Annotated in this window: 14 protein-coding genes; 9 read left to right on the forward strand and 5 right to left on the reverse strand. The window is 68.1% G+C overall.

The genetic code is table 11. The features are described from left to right. Positions 1 to 2: 2 nt before the first annotated feature. Positions 3 to 899, reverse strand: a complete 897-nt coding sequence (locus tag LOZ83_RS29410; RefSeq protein WP_236794973.1) for an SDR family oxidoreductase — start codon at positions 897 to 899, stop codon at positions 3 to 5. 156 nt (positions 900 to 1,055) lie between these two features. Between LOZ83_RS29410 and LOZ83_RS29415 the strand changes: the two genes are divergently transcribed. From LOZ83_RS29415 to LOZ83_RS29450, 8 genes are all read left to right on the forward strand, one after another. Next, a complete protein-coding gene (locus tag LOZ83_RS29415; protein ID WP_236794974.1) occupies positions 1,056 to 1,649 on the forward strand; it encodes a TetR/AcrR family transcriptional regulator in 594 nt (197 codons plus the stop codon). A 125-nt stretch (positions 1,650 to 1,774) separates the two neighbouring features. Then, on the forward strand, positions 1,775 to 2,314 hold the full coding sequence (locus LOZ83_RS29420; protein WP_255825720.1) for a TetR/AcrR family transcriptional regulator: 540 nt from the start codon (positions 1,775 to 1,777) through the stop codon (positions 2,312 to 2,314). Between the two features lie 14 nt (positions 2,315 to 2,328). Then, positions 2,329 to 3,312, forward strand: a complete 984-nt coding sequence (locus LOZ83_RS29425) for an MDR family oxidoreductase (RefSeq protein WP_236794976.1) — start codon at positions 2,329 to 2,331, stop codon at positions 3,310 to 3,312. 31 nt (positions 3,313 to 3,343) lie between these two features. Further along, on the forward strand, positions 3,344 to 3,985 hold the full coding sequence (locus tag LOZ83_RS29430) for an SDR family oxidoreductase (protein ID WP_236794977.1): 642 nt from the start codon (positions 3,344 to 3,346) through the stop codon (positions 3,983 to 3,985). Positions 3,986 to 4,078: 93 nt separating this feature from the next. Beyond that, the gene (locus tag LOZ83_RS29435) at positions 4,079 to 5,107 is read left to right on the forward strand and encodes a YncE family protein (RefSeq protein ID WP_236794978.1); all 1,029 of its coding nucleotides are present in this window, start codon (positions 4,079 to 4,081) and stop codon (positions 5,105 to 5,107) included. 40 nt (positions 5,108 to 5,147) lie between these two features. Beyond that, positions 5,148 to 5,909, forward strand: a complete 762-nt coding sequence (locus tag LOZ83_RS29440; RefSeq protein WP_236794979.1) for an SDR family NAD(P)-dependent oxidoreductase — start codon at positions 5,148 to 5,150, stop codon at positions 5,907 to 5,909. A gap of 41 nt (positions 5,910 to 5,950) precedes the next feature. Next, on the forward strand, positions 5,951 to 7,042 hold the full coding sequence (locus tag LOZ83_RS29445) for a serine hydrolase domain-containing protein (RefSeq protein ID WP_236794980.1): 1,092 nt from the start codon (positions 5,951 to 5,953) through the stop codon (positions 7,040 to 7,042). A gap of 15 nt (positions 7,043 to 7,057) precedes the next feature. Further along, positions 7,058 to 7,567 (forward strand): pyridoxamine 5'-phosphate oxidase family protein, encoded by a 510-nt coding sequence (locus LOZ83_RS29450; RefSeq protein ID WP_236794981.1) that lies wholly within the window; start codon positions 7,058 to 7,060, stop codon positions 7,565 to 7,567. A 12-nt stretch (positions 7,568 to 7,579) separates the two neighbouring features. On the opposite strand, the gene LOZ83_RS29455 is transcribed toward LOZ83_RS29450, so the two are convergent. The 4 genes from LOZ83_RS29455 to LOZ83_RS29470 form a co-directional block, all read right to left on the reverse strand. After that, positions 7,580 to 9,004, reverse strand: coding sequence for a PepSY domain-containing protein (locus LOZ83_RS29455; protein ID WP_236794982.1), 1,425 nt, complete (start codon positions 9,002 to 9,004; stop codon positions 7,580 to 7,582). Positions 9,005 to 9,026: 22 nt separating this feature from the next. Further along, positions 9,027 to 10,775 carry a copper resistance CopC family protein gene (locus LOZ83_RS29460; RefSeq protein WP_236794983.1) on the reverse strand — a complete coding sequence of 583 codons (1,749 nt, stop codon included), beginning with the start codon at positions 10,773 to 10,775 and terminating at the stop codon, positions 9,027 to 9,029. Continuing rightward, a complete protein-coding gene (locus tag LOZ83_RS29465; protein ID WP_236794984.1) occupies positions 10,772 to 11,563 on the reverse strand; it encodes a DUF1775 domain-containing protein in 792 nt (263 codons plus the stop codon). The genes LOZ83_RS29460 and LOZ83_RS29465 overlap by 4 nt, the downstream gene beginning before the upstream one ends. 73 nt (positions 11,564 to 11,636) lie before the next feature. Then, on the reverse strand, positions 11,637 to 13,898 hold the full coding sequence (locus LOZ83_RS29470) for a copper oxidase (protein ID WP_236794985.1): 2,262 nt from the start codon (positions 13,896 to 13,898) through the stop codon (positions 11,637 to 11,639). Positions 13,899 to 14,363: 465 nt separating this feature from the next. On the opposite strand from LOZ83_RS29470, the gene LOZ83_RS29475 reads away from it, so the two are divergent. Next, positions 14,364 to 15,041, forward strand: coding sequence for a hypothetical protein (locus LOZ83_RS29475; protein WP_236795350.1), 678 nt, complete (start codon positions 14,364 to 14,366; stop codon positions 15,039 to 15,041). Positions 15,042 to 15,155 lie beyond the last annotated feature (114 nt).

Here is a 15,155-nt window from a genome sequence, read left to right on the forward strand (position 1 = left end):
GGTCAGACCGCGGTGTAGGCGCCGGCGAGGATGTCCTCGATGAGCCCCGGTCCGGTCGGTTCCCAGGACAGGAGCTCGCGAGTGAGCGCGCCGGACGCGGTCATGGTCTGGCCGAAGAAGCCGCTGATGAACCCGAAATGCTCATCGGCGTCCTCGGGGGCGACCGAGGTGACCGGCAGGCCGAGGGCCTTCCCGATGGCCTCGGCGATCGTCCTGGTCGAAATCGCCTGCTCGGCCACCGCGTGCATCCGGGTGCCCGCCGGAGCGGACTCCAGGCCGAGCCGGATGAGGCGCGCCGTGTCGGTGACGTGCACGGCTGACCATTCGGTGCTGCCATCCCCGATGTAGCCCGAAACTCCGCGGTCGCGGGCCGCGGCGGTCAGGAAGTTCACAAATCCCCAGTCGCCGCGACCGTGCACGCTGGGCGCGAACCGAACGGCGATCGAGCGGATACCACGCGCGACGGACTCGAGCGCGAGGTTCTCGGAGCCGCCGCGATCGGAGCCGGGGCCGACCGCCGGTGAAGCGTCGGTCTCGAGGACGGGGCGGCCCTGGCCGAAGCCGGAAAGCCCGTTGGCGATCACAAAAGGATTGGTCGAACCAGCCAGCGTATCGAGGATCTCCTCGACGGCGGCTCGCTCGGCACGGTCGGTGCCCTCAGGGTCCGCCCAGTCGTGCTTGTTGGCGAGGTGGACGACCCCATCGGCGGCGGCCGCGCCCCGGCGCAGGGAGCCGAGGTCGTCCAGGTCGCCACGCAGCGGCTCCGCACCCTTCGCGGCCAACGCCGCCGCGGACTTGTCGGACCGGACAAGACCGGTCACCTCATGGCCGGACCGGAGCAGTTCGTCCACAGTGGCCGATCCGATCCAGCCGGTGGAACCTGTCACGAAGACGCGCATCGCGCGATCCCCCTTCTGTTACGAGTCACAGTGCACCGAAACTCTAGCCGATAACGGTGCATCGTGTCCAGAAAATAGCCCGAGCACAATTTGCTCACACTGTGTCTCGTAATTTACGTTGATGCGACACTGTGTCCAGCAGAGGGAGCCGAGATGGTGGGCGAGCACGGCAAGGTCGGACGTCCGCGCAGCGAGCAAGCGCGTGCCGCCGTCCTGCACGCCGTCGACGACCTCGTCGTCGAGGTCGGCTACGGCGCCATGACACTCAAGGGCATCGCCGAGCGCGCCGGTGTCTCCCGCCAGACCATCTACCGCTGGTGGTCGACCAAGGCCGAGATCCTGCTCGAGGCCAGCGCCATCGACGCCCGTCAAGAACTGGACGTTCCCGCGCACGGCAACGCCGCCGCGGATCTCGGCGCCTATCTCGACGCGTTGATCGTTTTCCTCACCGTCTCGCCCGCCGGGGCCGCCTACCGTGCCCTGCTCGGCGAGGCGCAGTACGACAAGGCGGTCGGCGAGCTACTGCGAAACAGCGATCCGCTCGGCGAGAGCGCGGCCACCGTCATCGCCCGATCGTTTCCCGGCGACGCCCTGGAAATCCCGATGTCCCAGGCGACCGCCCTGCTCGTGGGGCCGGTCTTCTTCTGGGTGCTCAGCGGAAGGGAGCCGCGGGCCCTCGATTTGCGCGCACTGGCCGACGATTTCGTTCGGCGCGCGGGCCCCTCGGGTGCGCAACCAGACGCGCATTGACATTTAGAGACGGTCGGTCTAATTTCGGTTTCGTGAGTGCGCCAGCACCCCGCGCACGTCGGGGCCGACCGCCGAAGATTCCCCGCGAGCACGGCGATACGCGGGAGGAGTTGCTGCGTTGTGGCATGGAGGTCTTGACGGCTCAAGGCCTCAGCGCGACGGGCATCGACACGATCTTGAAGCGCGTCGGCGTACCGAAGGGGTCCTTCTACCACTACTTCGACAGCAAGGACGCGTTCGGACTGGAGGTGCTGCGGCGCTACGCCGAGTACTTCGCGCGCAAGCTGGACCGCTGGCTGCTGGAGGAGGATCAGCCGCCGCTGCGGCGCCTGGCCCGGTTCGTGGAGGACGCCAAGGCCGGGATGGTCAGGCACGACTTCGAACGCGGCTGCCTGGTCGGCAACCTCGGCCAAGAGATCCTCGCCCTTCCCGACGGCTACCGGGAAGAGCTCGAAAGCGTGCTCCGCGATTGGGAACGACGCCTCGCCGCGTGCCTGCGGCTGGCAGTGGACGCCGGAGACGTTCCGGCGGACACCGACTGCGACGAGCTCGCCTCATTCTTCTGGATCGGCTGGGAGGGTGCGGTCCTGCGGGCCCGGCTCGCCCGCACGGTCGGTCCACTGGACGTCTTCATCACCGGGTTCCTCACCGGCATCCGGACCTGAACCGAAGGAGCATGATGTTCACCGCGATCCTGGTCGACAAGACCGATACCGACTACCGCGCCGAACTGCGCGAGCTCGACGAGGCCGAACTGCCTGAGGGCGAAGTGACCGTGCGGGTGGCCTACAGCACCCTCAATTACAAGGACGCCCTGGCCATCACCGGCAAGGGCCCCATCGTGCGCCGCTGGCCGATGGTGCCCGGCATCGACCTCGCCGGCGTCGTCGAGCACAGCGACAGCCCCGCCTATGCGCCCGGAGACCGGGTGCTCGTGAACGGCTGGGGCATCGGGGAGTCGCATTGGGGCGGGCTCGCCCAGCGCGCCCGCGTCCGAGCCGACTGGCCGATCCTCCTCCCCGCGAACCTCACCGAGCAGCAGGCGATGACGATCGGCACCGCCGGGTACACCGCGATGCTGTCCCTGATGGCGCTCGAGGCGCACGGCCTGACGCCCGGCGACGGCGACATTCTCGTCACCGGCGCGAACGGCGGCGTGGGCGGGTTCGCGATCTCACTGCTCGCCCACAACGGCTACTCCGTCATCGCGTCCACCGGCAGGCCGGCCGAGGCGGACTATCTGAAGAGCCTCGGCGCGACCACCATCATCGACCGCGCCGAACTCTCGGAGCCCGGCCGGCCCCTCGGCAAGGAACGCTGGGCCGGAGCCATCGACTCCGTCGGCAGCCACACCCTCGCCAATGTCTGCGCGAGCACCCGCGCGGAAGGCGCCGTCGCGGCCTGCGGCATGGCCCAGGGGCTGGACCTGCCCGCCACGGTCGCGCCCTTCATCCTGCGTGGAGTGAGCCTGCTCGGCATCAACAGCGTCACCCAGCCCCAGGCGAAGCGCGTCACCGCCTGGGAGCGACTCAGCCGCGAACTCGACCTCGACCAGCTTCCCGAAATGAGCCGGGAGATCGGGCTCAGCGAGAGCATCACCGCCGCGTCGGACCTCCTCGACGGCAGGATCCGCGGCCGCCTCGTGGTCGACGTGAACCGCTGACCCGCCGACTCACTCACAAGGAGGCAACATCGTGCCGAAGATCGCCGTGCTCGGGGCGGGAGGAAGGATCGCGAAGCTGGCGATCGCCCAGCTTCGCGAAGACGAGCGGAATCAGCTCACTCTTTACCTGCGCAACCCGAAGCGGGTGCGCGAGCTGCCCAGCGATGGCGTTCTGGTGGTCGAGGGTGACGTGCTCGACGTGAAGCTGCTGACGCAGACCGTCCAGGGGCAGGACGTCGTCTACGCGAACCTCGGCGGCTCCGATATCGAAGCTCAGGCGCGTGCGGTTGTCTCGGCCCTGACCGCGGCGGGCACGCGCAGGCTGATCTGGATCTCGACCCTCGGCATCTATGACGAGGTACCCGGCGAGTACGGCAAGTGGAATCACCACATGCTCGACGGCGGCTACCTCCAGACGTACAGCGCGGCCGCCCAGGTCATCGAAGCCTCCGACCTCGACTACACGATCATCCGTCCGGCGTGGCTGTCCGACAACGACGAAGTGGACTACGAGACCACCGAAAAGGGCGAGCCGTTCAAAGGCACGGAGGTCTCCCGCAAGAGTGTCGCCGCGCTGGTGACAGAACTCGTAAAGAACCCGGCGGAGGGCATCCGCGCCTCGCTCGGCGTGAACAAGCCCGGCACCGACGGCGACAAGCCCGCCTGGTACTGAGCCTGAGCCGCACCCCCGGCATAACTGGACACGCTGTATCGTAACTGCTAGCGTTTCGGTACACAGTGACTTGAAATGCAAGGGAGTTCGATCATGAGCGCGCCAACAGCTCTACTGGCGGTCGCCTCCATCAACGAGCACAAACTCACCCTCCACACGGTGGAGGCCGACGGGTCCATCAGCGGCGAACCCACCGTCGTCGACCTCTCCGCGGTGCCAGGCGATCCCCATGAGGTGCGCTACGACCCGCGTCGCCGGCACCTCTACGTGTCGCACACCTACCTCGGCGGCTGGTACTTCGACAACAATGGTCCAGACCATCACATCAGCATCGTCGACGTGGACTCCCGTTCGCTGGCCGGGTTGATCGACCTCAGTGACGGCCCGCGCACCGCACACGGCATCCACGACCTGTGGGTCGACACCGCACGCGATCGGATCTGGGGCTGTGTGGAGGCAGGTGTGGACAGCCCCGGCGGGCTGATCGGGATCGACCCCGACACCGGCGACATCGTCTCCCACATCGACGCCGAGGTCCGCGCCGCGCATTGGTTCGCCCTCACCCCTGATGGCGCCTACGCCTATACGGCCAACAAAGAGGCACCGTACGTCTCCGTGCTCGATCTGGACGCCGAGAAGCTCACAGCGCGGATCCCGGTGCCCGGCAGCGAGGGCATCGCTGCGGGGCTCGACGGGCGGGTGTTCGTGGCCGGCCCCTGCGTGCTGCCGGGCGCCCCCGCCGGCCCGGCGGGCGTGCGGGTCATCGACGGCGCCAGCCACGAGATCACGGCTCTGCTGGAGATGGAGTTCCCGTCCGGCGCGGTGCATGTGACGGCCGGCGGGCTCTTGCTCGCCACCGAAATCCGGACTGCCATGGGTACTGGTGAATCGACCGAGGGAATGCTGAAGATCTGGTCGGCCGGCACGCTCGAACCGGTCGGTGAGACCCCCGTCGGCGGCATGGTGCTGACCATGACGTCTTCGCCGGACGGCCGGCTCGCCTTCGTCTCCGACTCTCACAGCGGCACAGTGGCGGTGATCGACCTGCGTACCTGTGAGCGCGTCTCCACGCTCACAGGCATCTCCGCCGCCCACGGGATGGCCGTGGTACCGGCGACGTGATCCGCGGATCCGTAGTTTTCCGAGAACACGGGAGAAAACCATGAGCCTCAAAGGAAAGACCGCCGTCGTCACCGGTGGTGCCCGAGGGATCGGACGCGCCTTCTGTCAGCGGCTGGCGGCCGAGGGCGCGAACCTGATCGTCATCGACATCATTGATCCGGCCGAGGGTCTCGCGAGCCTTCCCGGCGACGGGACCAAGGCGGGCATGGTGTGCGACGTCGGACTTCCCGACGAGGTCAGGAAAACCGCCCAGCGGGTCCTCGACAGGTTCGGGCGCTGCGACATCTTCGTCAACAACGCCGCGACCCTGAAGATGACCACGCTGCCCACCACGACGACGGACGTGTGGCGCCGCGTTCAGGCGGTCAACGTGGAACCTGTCGTCGGCTTCGCGCAGATGTTCGTACCAGGGATGACCGAGGCGGGGTGGGGACGCATTGTCACCACAGGCTCGTCGTCCACATTGAACCCGCAGGTGCAGGATCTGGCTTACGTCACGAGCAAAGGCGCCGTGCACGCCCTCACCAGGGCACTGGCCAACGAGCTCGGCGGCAAGGGAATCACGGTGAACTCGATCGCGCCCACCGTCGTGAAGACCGAGGGCTTCGTCGAACGGCTTCCCGGGGACGGCCCGGATCCTGATGACATGATGTCCTCGATCGTGTCCCAGCAGACGATCAAACGCTATTGCACACCGCAGGATGTGGCGAACCTGCTGGGGTTCCTCGTCTCCGACGCGGCCGGATTCATCACCGGGCAGATCCTGCACGTCGACGGCGGCCGCACCAGGAGCGGCGCCTGACCGCGAGCGCCACGGCGGCCGATTTGGCATGCTGGGACGCGATGAGCGAGCTACAGGAACGGATTCAGCGTCAGATCGACACGCTGGTCGGCACCGGCGTGGAGACCGGTGTGCAGGTCGCGGTCTATCAGGACGGCGCGCTGATCGTCGACGCGGTGGCCGGCATGGCCGACCCGGCCACCGGACGACCCCTCACCTCCGGCACACCGATCTTCAGTTTCTCCACCATGAAGAACGTGTCGGCCACGCTCGCGCATCTGCTCGTCGCGCGGGGTTTCCTCGATTACGACAGTCTGGTCACGGACCTCTGGCCCGAGTTCGGTATGCGCGGCAAGGACACGGCGACACTGCGGCACGTACTGACCCACACGGTCGGCCTCCCGGCCATGCCGCGCGAGATCACTCCGGGCGAGCTTCCCGACTGGTCCAGGGTGTGTGCGTCACTGGCCGCCGCCGAGCCGCGCTGGCGGCCGGGTGCCGCCATGGGCTATCACTCCTACACCTTTGGCTTTCTCGTCGGCGAGCTGGCCCGCCGCGCCACCGGGCGGCCCATGCGTGAGCTGCTGCGCGAGTGGATCACCGCGCCGCTCGGTATCGAGGGGCAGCTCTACTTCGCCGCGCCGGAGGAGGCACTGCCGGGGTTGGCGCGCCTGGAGCAGCAGGCGTCCCAATGGCCTGCCGGCCCGGACGACGGTGCTGCGATCCTCGCGCCGTGGGAAAACCGGCCGAGTGCCGATTTCGGCAACAACGGCGAGATCCTGCGTGCCGACATACCGTCGGTGGGGACCGCCACCGCGCACGGCCTCGCCGCGATGTACAACGCCCTGCTCCAGGCCCAGCTCGTGGATTCCGCGCGATTGGCCGACCTGTCCGCGCTCGCTTTCGAGGGTGTGGATCAGGTTTTCGGTACGCCGGCGCGGATGGCGCTGGGCTTCCCGATCGGCAGGATCGGCGCCCCTGCCGAGGAGAACTCCGTGGCCTTCGGCTGGCCGGGCGGCGGCGGCAGTTACGCCTACGCCGACCCCGCGCGTGGGATCGCCTTCGCGCTGACGAAAACCCGGCTGGTCCCGAACTTCGACACCGTGCTGTCGGTCACCGCGATCCTGGCCGACCATCTCGCCGGAATCCGTTGAGCACAAGGAGAAGTCATGCCCCCTGAGACCAGCCTCGGTCCCTTCTCGTCACCCGGCGCCCGCCCGACGCCGTGGGAGGAGACGGAGTGGGCACTGCGCCGGATCCAGAAATTCCAGCTGTGCACGGTGCGCCGGGACGGCCGCCCCCACGTGACACCGCTGCTGGCGATCTGGGCGCTCGGCGCGATGTGGTTCACCACCGGCGAGAACGAGCAGAAAGCCAAGAATCTCAGTGCGAACCGGCACTGCGCGCTCACGGCCGGAACCGGCACCATGACGGGCATGGACTACGTCATCGAAGGTACCGCGAGCCCGGTCACCGACCAGGCCGTCAGGGACGCCGTGGCGACCGCGTTCGAACAGGCCTATGGCTGGGAGTTGACCCGCGAGGACGGCACCTGGCATCACCTGGGCGACGCCGTCCGGACCGGGAATGTCCAGCTCTACCGGGTCCAGCCGGACAAGGGATTCGCCTTCGCCACCGGTAGTGAGTCGTCCCAGACTCGCTACCGGTGGAGCTCCTGACACAGGCGTACCTCATCCCTCGGCTTGCCGCGGCCGGGGGCTCGGTCTCGGGGGTGTCTTGGCCGCAGCGGATTCCTTGGGGCGTTTGATTCTGCTGAGGCCGGCGTCGACCAGCACGAACACGATCAGGCTGGCGCCGAACACGGGCAGCACCCAGCCCAATGCGGCGACACCGACCAAGATGACGGTCAGGGCCGGGGGCGACAGTTGCCGCGACACCGGGCGTGGCAGCGACGCCCACCGTCCGCGGTAGGGGTTGTGGATCCACCACATCCGGTAGCCCAGCGCGATCAGCACGAGCGTGGCGACGGCCAGCACCGCCAGCACGATCTGGTTCGCCAGCCCGAACAGTGAGCCGGTGTGGAACTCCGTCGCCAGGGTGCTCAGTTTGGCGGCGACCGAGTAGTCACGCCAGCCGATGTGTTCGGTCACCGCGCCCGTGAACGGATCGATCGCGACGGCACCGCGGTGGATCGGCAGGCCTTCGCTGATCTCGGTCACGGTGAACGGCATGCCGGGGCTCTTCGGCGGGGTCACGGTCAGCTCGCCGCCCAGTCCCGCGGCCCGGCTGATCGCCAGTGCCTGGTCGATACCGATCGGCTGGGCGCCGGCGGGCACCGCGACAGCCGCTGCGGCGAGCACCGGAGCCCGCAGGTGCAGCGGATCGACCGCGTCGTCCCCGCGTCCGCCGGCGAATTGGGACATCGCCAGGCCACTCGCACTGACGACCAGCAGGCCGGCGGTGAGCCACAGACCGAGTGCCCCGTGCCGCGCACGCACCCGCAGCCAGCCGGTTTTCTCGCCTGCCGAGGGCAGGAGCACCTCACGCAAGCGGCGTTTACGGCGTGTCTTCGCGAGCCATAGGACTAGACCACCGACGGCGACGAGTGGGAGCCAGCTCGCGGCGAGTTCGGCATAGAGCCGCCCCGGATTGCCCAAGTGCAGGTTGCTGTGCAGCTGGCGCAACCAGGTGTTGGCGGGCAAGCGGTTTTCGACCGTGCTCAGCTCGCCGTTGAGGTAGCCGGTGTACGGGTCGACGAACACCGTCCGGTCCGGGGTGCCCGCCGGTCCCGGGACCGCGAGCACGATCCGGGTGGTGCGCTCCGGGCTCGGCGCGATGATCACCGACTTCAGCGTCGATTCCGGATGTGCGGCGAGCGCTGCCGAGACCTGGCCGGACAGCGGACGCGGCGCGCCTTCGACCCGGTTGACGAACAGGGCCGACCGGTACAGATCCTCGTGGATCTGCGGGCTGAACACATACGCCAGTCCCGTCAGGCACAGGACGGCCAGGAACGGCGCGATGATGATCCCGGCCAGGAAGTGCACGCGGCGGGACACCAGCTGAAGAGTGGTGCCCAGCCGCGAGGCGCGGGCCGGGCGCCGGGCCCGGCGATGCCGGTCCTGCGCGCGTGGTTCGGTTTCCCTTGTGTGCACGGCAACTCCTCGCCGGGGCGCGTCAGCGCACGTCGATGGGCTGGGTGACCGTCTGCGTGCCCCCGTCAGCGGTCCGGACGGTGATCGCGAGCTGCCACCGGCCACGCTCGGGCAGGTTCGCCGAGCCCGCCATTGAGCCACTCGCGCGATGACCGAACGCGACGGGGACCGCCGGCGTGGCGTGGTCCGGCAGGGTGAGCACGGCCGTCACTGTCACGTCGTCCCGCGGCGTCCCGGTGTCGGCGAGCACGGTGAGGTACGTCTGCAGCCGGACCTGGCCTCGTTCGTCGGTGCGGGGAATCAGGACCAGGTCCAGGGAGCCCTGACCGCCGGGCTTCCCGGTGTCGAACGCGAGCCTGGTCGGCGCCACCTGGTCCCGGATCGCCGCGGGAACCGGGGCCGTCACACCCTGCGCGTGCGCGGCCTGCGAAGGCAGGACGGTCACCAATGTCGCCGTGCCGGCGAGCACCGCTGCGGCGACCCCGGTCGCGACCAGGAGCAGCGAACGAACCCGGCGCAGCCGCGGCCTCGCCTCCCGGACGGCGGTCTTTCCGCGCACCGGCGCCCGGCGTGCCCAGGTATGGCAGATCGCGGCGACGGCGACGAGCAGCACCGCCAAGGTGAGCGTCCCAGCGAGTAGCCAGCCGAACTCGCGCGGTCCGCGCAATACCTGGTAGACGCCGGCGACCGCCAGCGCGGCGGCACATCCGACCGCCAGGCGCGCGAACCGCGACACCACATCCCGGTCCCCTATGCCCGACACCCGGAGCAGAACCAGGCCACCGAGAGCGACCGCGACCGTGGTGAGCACGAGGATGTCCACGGCCAGCGCGAGTGGCGACGGGGCGCCCTCCGGACGGGGATCGGCGAACGTCCAGGTGGCCGTCAACGCCGCCGCACACGCCAGCGCCGTTCCGCCGCGCATCCACCGTTCCCTTGTGGTTTCGGCAGATTGGCTGCTCATGAGTTGCGCGATGCCGAGGGCGATCGGCACCAGGACATAGAGCCGGGTGAGCAGGGCACCGCCGACGTCGGACTCCGCCGTGGCCGACAGCAGCCTGGGATCGAACGCGCCGCTCAAGGGCGCCCACGACGCGTAGGGCCCGAACGACACGAAGGTGACGAGTGTGGCGGCGACCAGCCCGCACCAGCTGTACTTGACCAGCTTGGTGACCAGCCGCGACCGCGCGGCGGACGACCCGATCGCCGCCACGAAGAACACCGCGCCGATCAGCAGCAGCATCGTCACGATCGCCACCACACGGCTCGCCACATAGAACACCGTGACCGTGAGGTCGTGCGTGGTCTCGATATCCGGCACACCGTCGGGCGGGATCGTGTCGAAGACGTCGAAGGTGAACGAGCCGCTGATGGGCTGGAGCCCGCTGGAAGGCAGCGTCCAGGACACCGCGTAGGTGCCTTCGTGCCGCTCCTTCGGCAGCGGCACGGAGATCGTGTTCCGGTCACCACCGGGATGGACCGGTCGTTCGAAGACGACCTGCTCGCCGGTCCCGGGGTCGAGGACCCGCACGGTGGCCAGCCCGGCGGGCACCGGCCGGTCGAAGGTGAGCAGCACGTGATCGGGCGACTTGACCAGTTGACCGTTGCCCGGCGAGGTCGTGGTGAGCACCGGGTTCCCCGTCGCCGAGGGCGTCGTGGCGAGCAGGGTGCCCCAGCACACCGCGACCAGGAACAGCAGTGCGACCAGCCGGCCCAAGAATCCGCCCCGGCGCGTAATCGTCCGTTGTGGACGTTCCTTGACCGTCGTCATCGGTTGCTCGCCTCGGTTTCGTCGGTGCGCTCGGGTTCGTCGAAAAGGTCCACACTGGACTCCGCCGGGCGTGCGGCACGGCGGCGCGCCTGGTACCAGACCCCGGCGAGCACGGCCACCGCCACCCCGAGCGCGCCCCACAACAGGGCGTACGGCAATCCGCCGCTGGAGCTGCTTTCGTGGGGAGCGGCCACATTCGGGGCTACGGAAACGGTCTGCTGGCCCGGCGCGCCGGAGGCGGACACCGGCGCCGGACCCGGGGCGGCACCGGGTACCGCACCGGAACCGAGCGTAATCGCCGGCCCGGCCGACTCCCCGGTCCAGTGCGCGACGGCGCCATTGGCGTAGGTCTGCGTCGCGTCGAAGACCAGTTTCCCGTCGGCCGGCAGAGGTCCCATCGTGACGAGGAACTGCTCGAATTCCCTGGGCTGGACCGCACCGCCTTCGACGACGAGTGCCGCGGCGACCTCATTGACCGTCCGGTCACCGGCCCGCAGCGGCGGGTCCAGCGGCCGGGGGCGGATGCTGACGGTCCAACCCGGCACGGGATCGACCTGGACGTAGGCGATCGGCGGCACCTGGGGGAAGACGAGTTCGAGCCGGGTGCTCGTGGTGTCGGTCCGCTCATTGGCCATGCGGAAGGCGAAGGTCTGGGTGCCACCGCCGGTGGTCCGGTCGGGCACGATGGACACCTGCGCCGCGGCGGGCGCGGACACGGCCAGCAGGCAGGCCGCCACGGCGGACAGTGTGAACAGCCCACGGAGGAAGGGTTTCTGGCGGTGGGGCATCAGGACTCCTCGACGCCGTGGTCGGGGGACGGGCGGCTACCCGTCCCCCGACCACGCTCTGCGGGTCCGCCGGCTAGCAGGCCGACGGGGTGATGGGATTGAGCTGCTGACAGGTCAGCTGGTTACGCCAGTCGCCCTGGTTCTGCTGGGCCCAGCCGTTGTAGACCAACGGAATCGGCAACACGCCCTGGCCACCGTAACCGGCCTTGGCGGCGATCGAACCGTCCATTTTGGTCGTCGCGACCGGGTCCAGCATCAGCTGGCCGGCCACCTTCGCGTCACTGATGTCGCCATCGTTGTTCGGATCGACGTCGATGATCTGCATGACGTTGGCGAACTTGTTGGACACGTAGGCGTAGTAGCCACCACCCTTCTTGGCACCGAAGTTGATGCCGTGGCAGCCCGCCGAACACGGCAGGTCCTTGACGACCTTGTCCGTCTTCGGATCGACGACCGACACCGTCTGGGACAGCACGTTCGCCGCCAGCAGTGCCTTGCCGTCCGGGCTCACCGGCAGCTGGATCGTCAGGCCACCGAACGGAGCACCGGCCTTCGGACCGTCCTGCGGACTGTAGTTCGCCCACAGGTCGATCGACTTGCTGTGCACCTTCTGCCCGTTTTCGTTGCAGGCATTGGCCGCCAGCGAGACACAGGTGATCGACTCACCGAGGAAGTCCCCGGTGTAGAACTTCGACGAGTCCGGCGTCATGCTGGTCGCGATCGGGAACTGCCCGGTCGGCTCGGTCTTGACCGTGCCCGTCGGCATGTCGATCACCGACGCGTTGTTGGTCAGAACATTCGGCGTGACCACGGTCTTGCCGTCCGAACTGGTCCAGTGCGCGTGCGGATGCCGGACCTCACCGGTCGGGCTGACCGAGATCTTCCGGAGCACGGTCGTGGCGCCCGGTGCTAGCTCGACGATCTCGTTCCCGGCGTTGATGCCGATGATGAGATTGTCGGTGCCGGTCTGGGTCATCACGTGTGCCGGGTTGTGCCCGACCTGGGTGCTGCGGATGAACTGGCCGGTCTCCCGGTCGAACACATCCACCTTGTCGGCGAACCATTCGGTCTGATACAGGTACTTGTAGTCCTTGTCGGTCCACATGTTGTGCGGGTTGTTCATGTCGATCGACGGTGCGCCGATCTTCCGGTCGACCGTCCAGTTGCTGACGTTGACCTTCGTGGCGGAACCGACCTTGTCCTTGCCGTTCCATTCCTCCACTTCGGTGTCGACCCACACTTCCCCGACACCGGGCGTCGCCGGTGGCTGGTTCCCCTTCGACAACGTCTTCGGGTACGAGAACTTCTTGTCGAAGTAGGCGTCCAGATTCGGGATCAGCACCGGGTTGCCGGCAGCGTCGTACTGCAGGATCGGCACCGGCGGCTGGATCGCGTCGAACGAGTTCTCCGAATCCGCCTTGAACTGCTGCCAGTTGTTCGGGTTGGTGATGTTGAAGAACGTGTTCACCAGCCGGTTGACGATATCGGAGTTCGACGGGACGACGAGGTTCCGCGAATTGACCTGGATGCTCTTGCCGAAGTCCAGGCCGATGGTGAGCGGATCGTCGACCACCACCGCGCCCAGCATGTACGGCGTGATCATGTCGGTGAACGCGTACAGGCCGGGCTCGGTCAGCTGGATCGACCGTTCGCCGAAGAAGGCACCGGCGGGGTTCTCGTAGGGGAAGTTCTGCGCACCCGCGGGGGCGATCAGGCCCATCGGGTCACGGATACCGGTGGACTCCTTCGGGTCCACCACGAAGTTCACCGTCACCGGCGGCCCCTTGGTGGCGAACGCGGCGAGGTCGTTGAGGGCACCCTGCAGGTCGACGCCGACCGGCAGGGAGTTGAGGTTGACCGGCTGATCGGCCGGGAGCGCGGACAGCTCCTGGGTGAACTGCCCGAGCAGCCCCGCGGCCTTGGTGGCCGAGGGGAGGGCCGCCGGGTTCGACGCGCCGATCGACTGCACCGCCGACAACGTGTTGTCGAGGTTCAGCGCCTTCCAGAGCTGGGTGCCGAGCGAGCCCAGCAACGGCACCTGTCCGGCGACGTTCTTCACCAGGTTGTTCAGCGAGCCACCGAGATCGGAATTGAGCAGGCTGGTCAGCTCGCCGCCGGTCGTCAGGCCGCCGACCGTGCCCAGCCGTGGCATTTCCGCGACGGCCAGCGACTGGTCACCGAACAGGTTGAGCCCGGAGTCGAACCATTTTCCGTTGTCGTCCCGGAGATGGAAGGTGATCGGGACCGGGCCGATGCCGATCGGCTGCTGGGCTGTGGCCGGTGCCGCGACGATCGCCGAGGTACCGACCGCGACGGCGGCCAGCACGACCGTCATCCGGAATCGGGTACGCCGCCTCACCGGGATTCCCGGCGGAGCTGGAGAGGACATGGGTTTCCTTTCTTTCCTGTGTGGGGTTCCGGCCAGATCCCGATAATGTTCGACCGGCCGGAGGAAAGTGAATCACGAACCACGACCGGTGCGGAACCAATACTTGTTACAGGCCGGTGAAATCCCATTTCCTCGCATTGATTCCAGCGGTGAAAATATGTAAAGACAATTGTCCGCGGACGGTCTTCGTTAAATACTTCTCAGTTTCCGCCGATAAGGCCGAACACGATGCAGAGCACGGCGGAAACCAAGCCGTCCGGCGCACAGACAGGCGCCGGAGCGGGCGGTGGGACCGGGTCGGGCGAGCCGGGGTCCGGTGGGACCGGAGGCGTCGGCGACACGGGTGGAGCGGGTGGTGCGGGGACTTGGGTCGGCGGAGGCGGTGGAGGTGTCGGTGACGGTTCCCCTGGCGTGGAAGGGTTTGCGGGGGTCGTCGAGCTGGTCGTGGTGGGCAGGTCCGGCAGGCCGACCGGAACGCCGACATCGCGTCCCGGGCTTGTCGTCGGCGACGGGACAAGGCCCGCCGGTGTCGGGCCGGCCGGTGCGGCGGGGATCGGCGGCGCGGGGCCGGTGGTCGTGGCGGGCGGCGCGGTGACGTGCGGCGGCGGCAGGACTTCGGCCGCCTGCGTGCCGGAATCGCCGCCCATTTCCGCTATCACCACACCCAGGGACCAGGCACACGATGCCGCCGCCAGCAGCGCCGCCGCGGCGGTCACGACTTTCGCCAGCACCATCCTCATCGGTCCCTTCGAAGCCCTGCCAGCGGAAACGGGTCGCTTTTTCAAAGCTTTCTCTCAGCTGTTCGCGGGGGTTGTCGTGCGAGAATTTTCGGGTCGTGGCGCGCCATCATGGCATGGCCGGATGAAGTCTGACCAGAGCGCACCGAACAGACCCATCGCGGTGTCGAATATTTCGCTTCATCTCGGCGAAACATATGATTCCCGGGCCTTTTCCCAGGTTGCGCGCGCGGGCTCGATAATTGTGGTTACAGCCGCCCGCAAGACGTCGCCGGTTGCCCGGCCAATGCTCGTCGACGCAAATAGGTTACTCACTCGGTCGAGTGAACGCCGGGCGCGATCAGACCGATGAGCTGTGCAAACACCGGCGGAGTCGATCACCGGTGCCGGCGGTCATGTGCTACCTTTGCCAGGCGCGGACACGGCGTGCGGCGCCGGCATCCGCCAAGATCACGGCCGTGAAAAT

It is taken from the genome of Amycolatopsis sp. GM8, assembly GCF_021653975.1.
In the GTDB taxonomy this organism is placed as follows: Bacteria; Actinomycetota; Actinomycetes; order Mycobacteriales; family Pseudonocardiaceae; genus Amycolatopsis_E.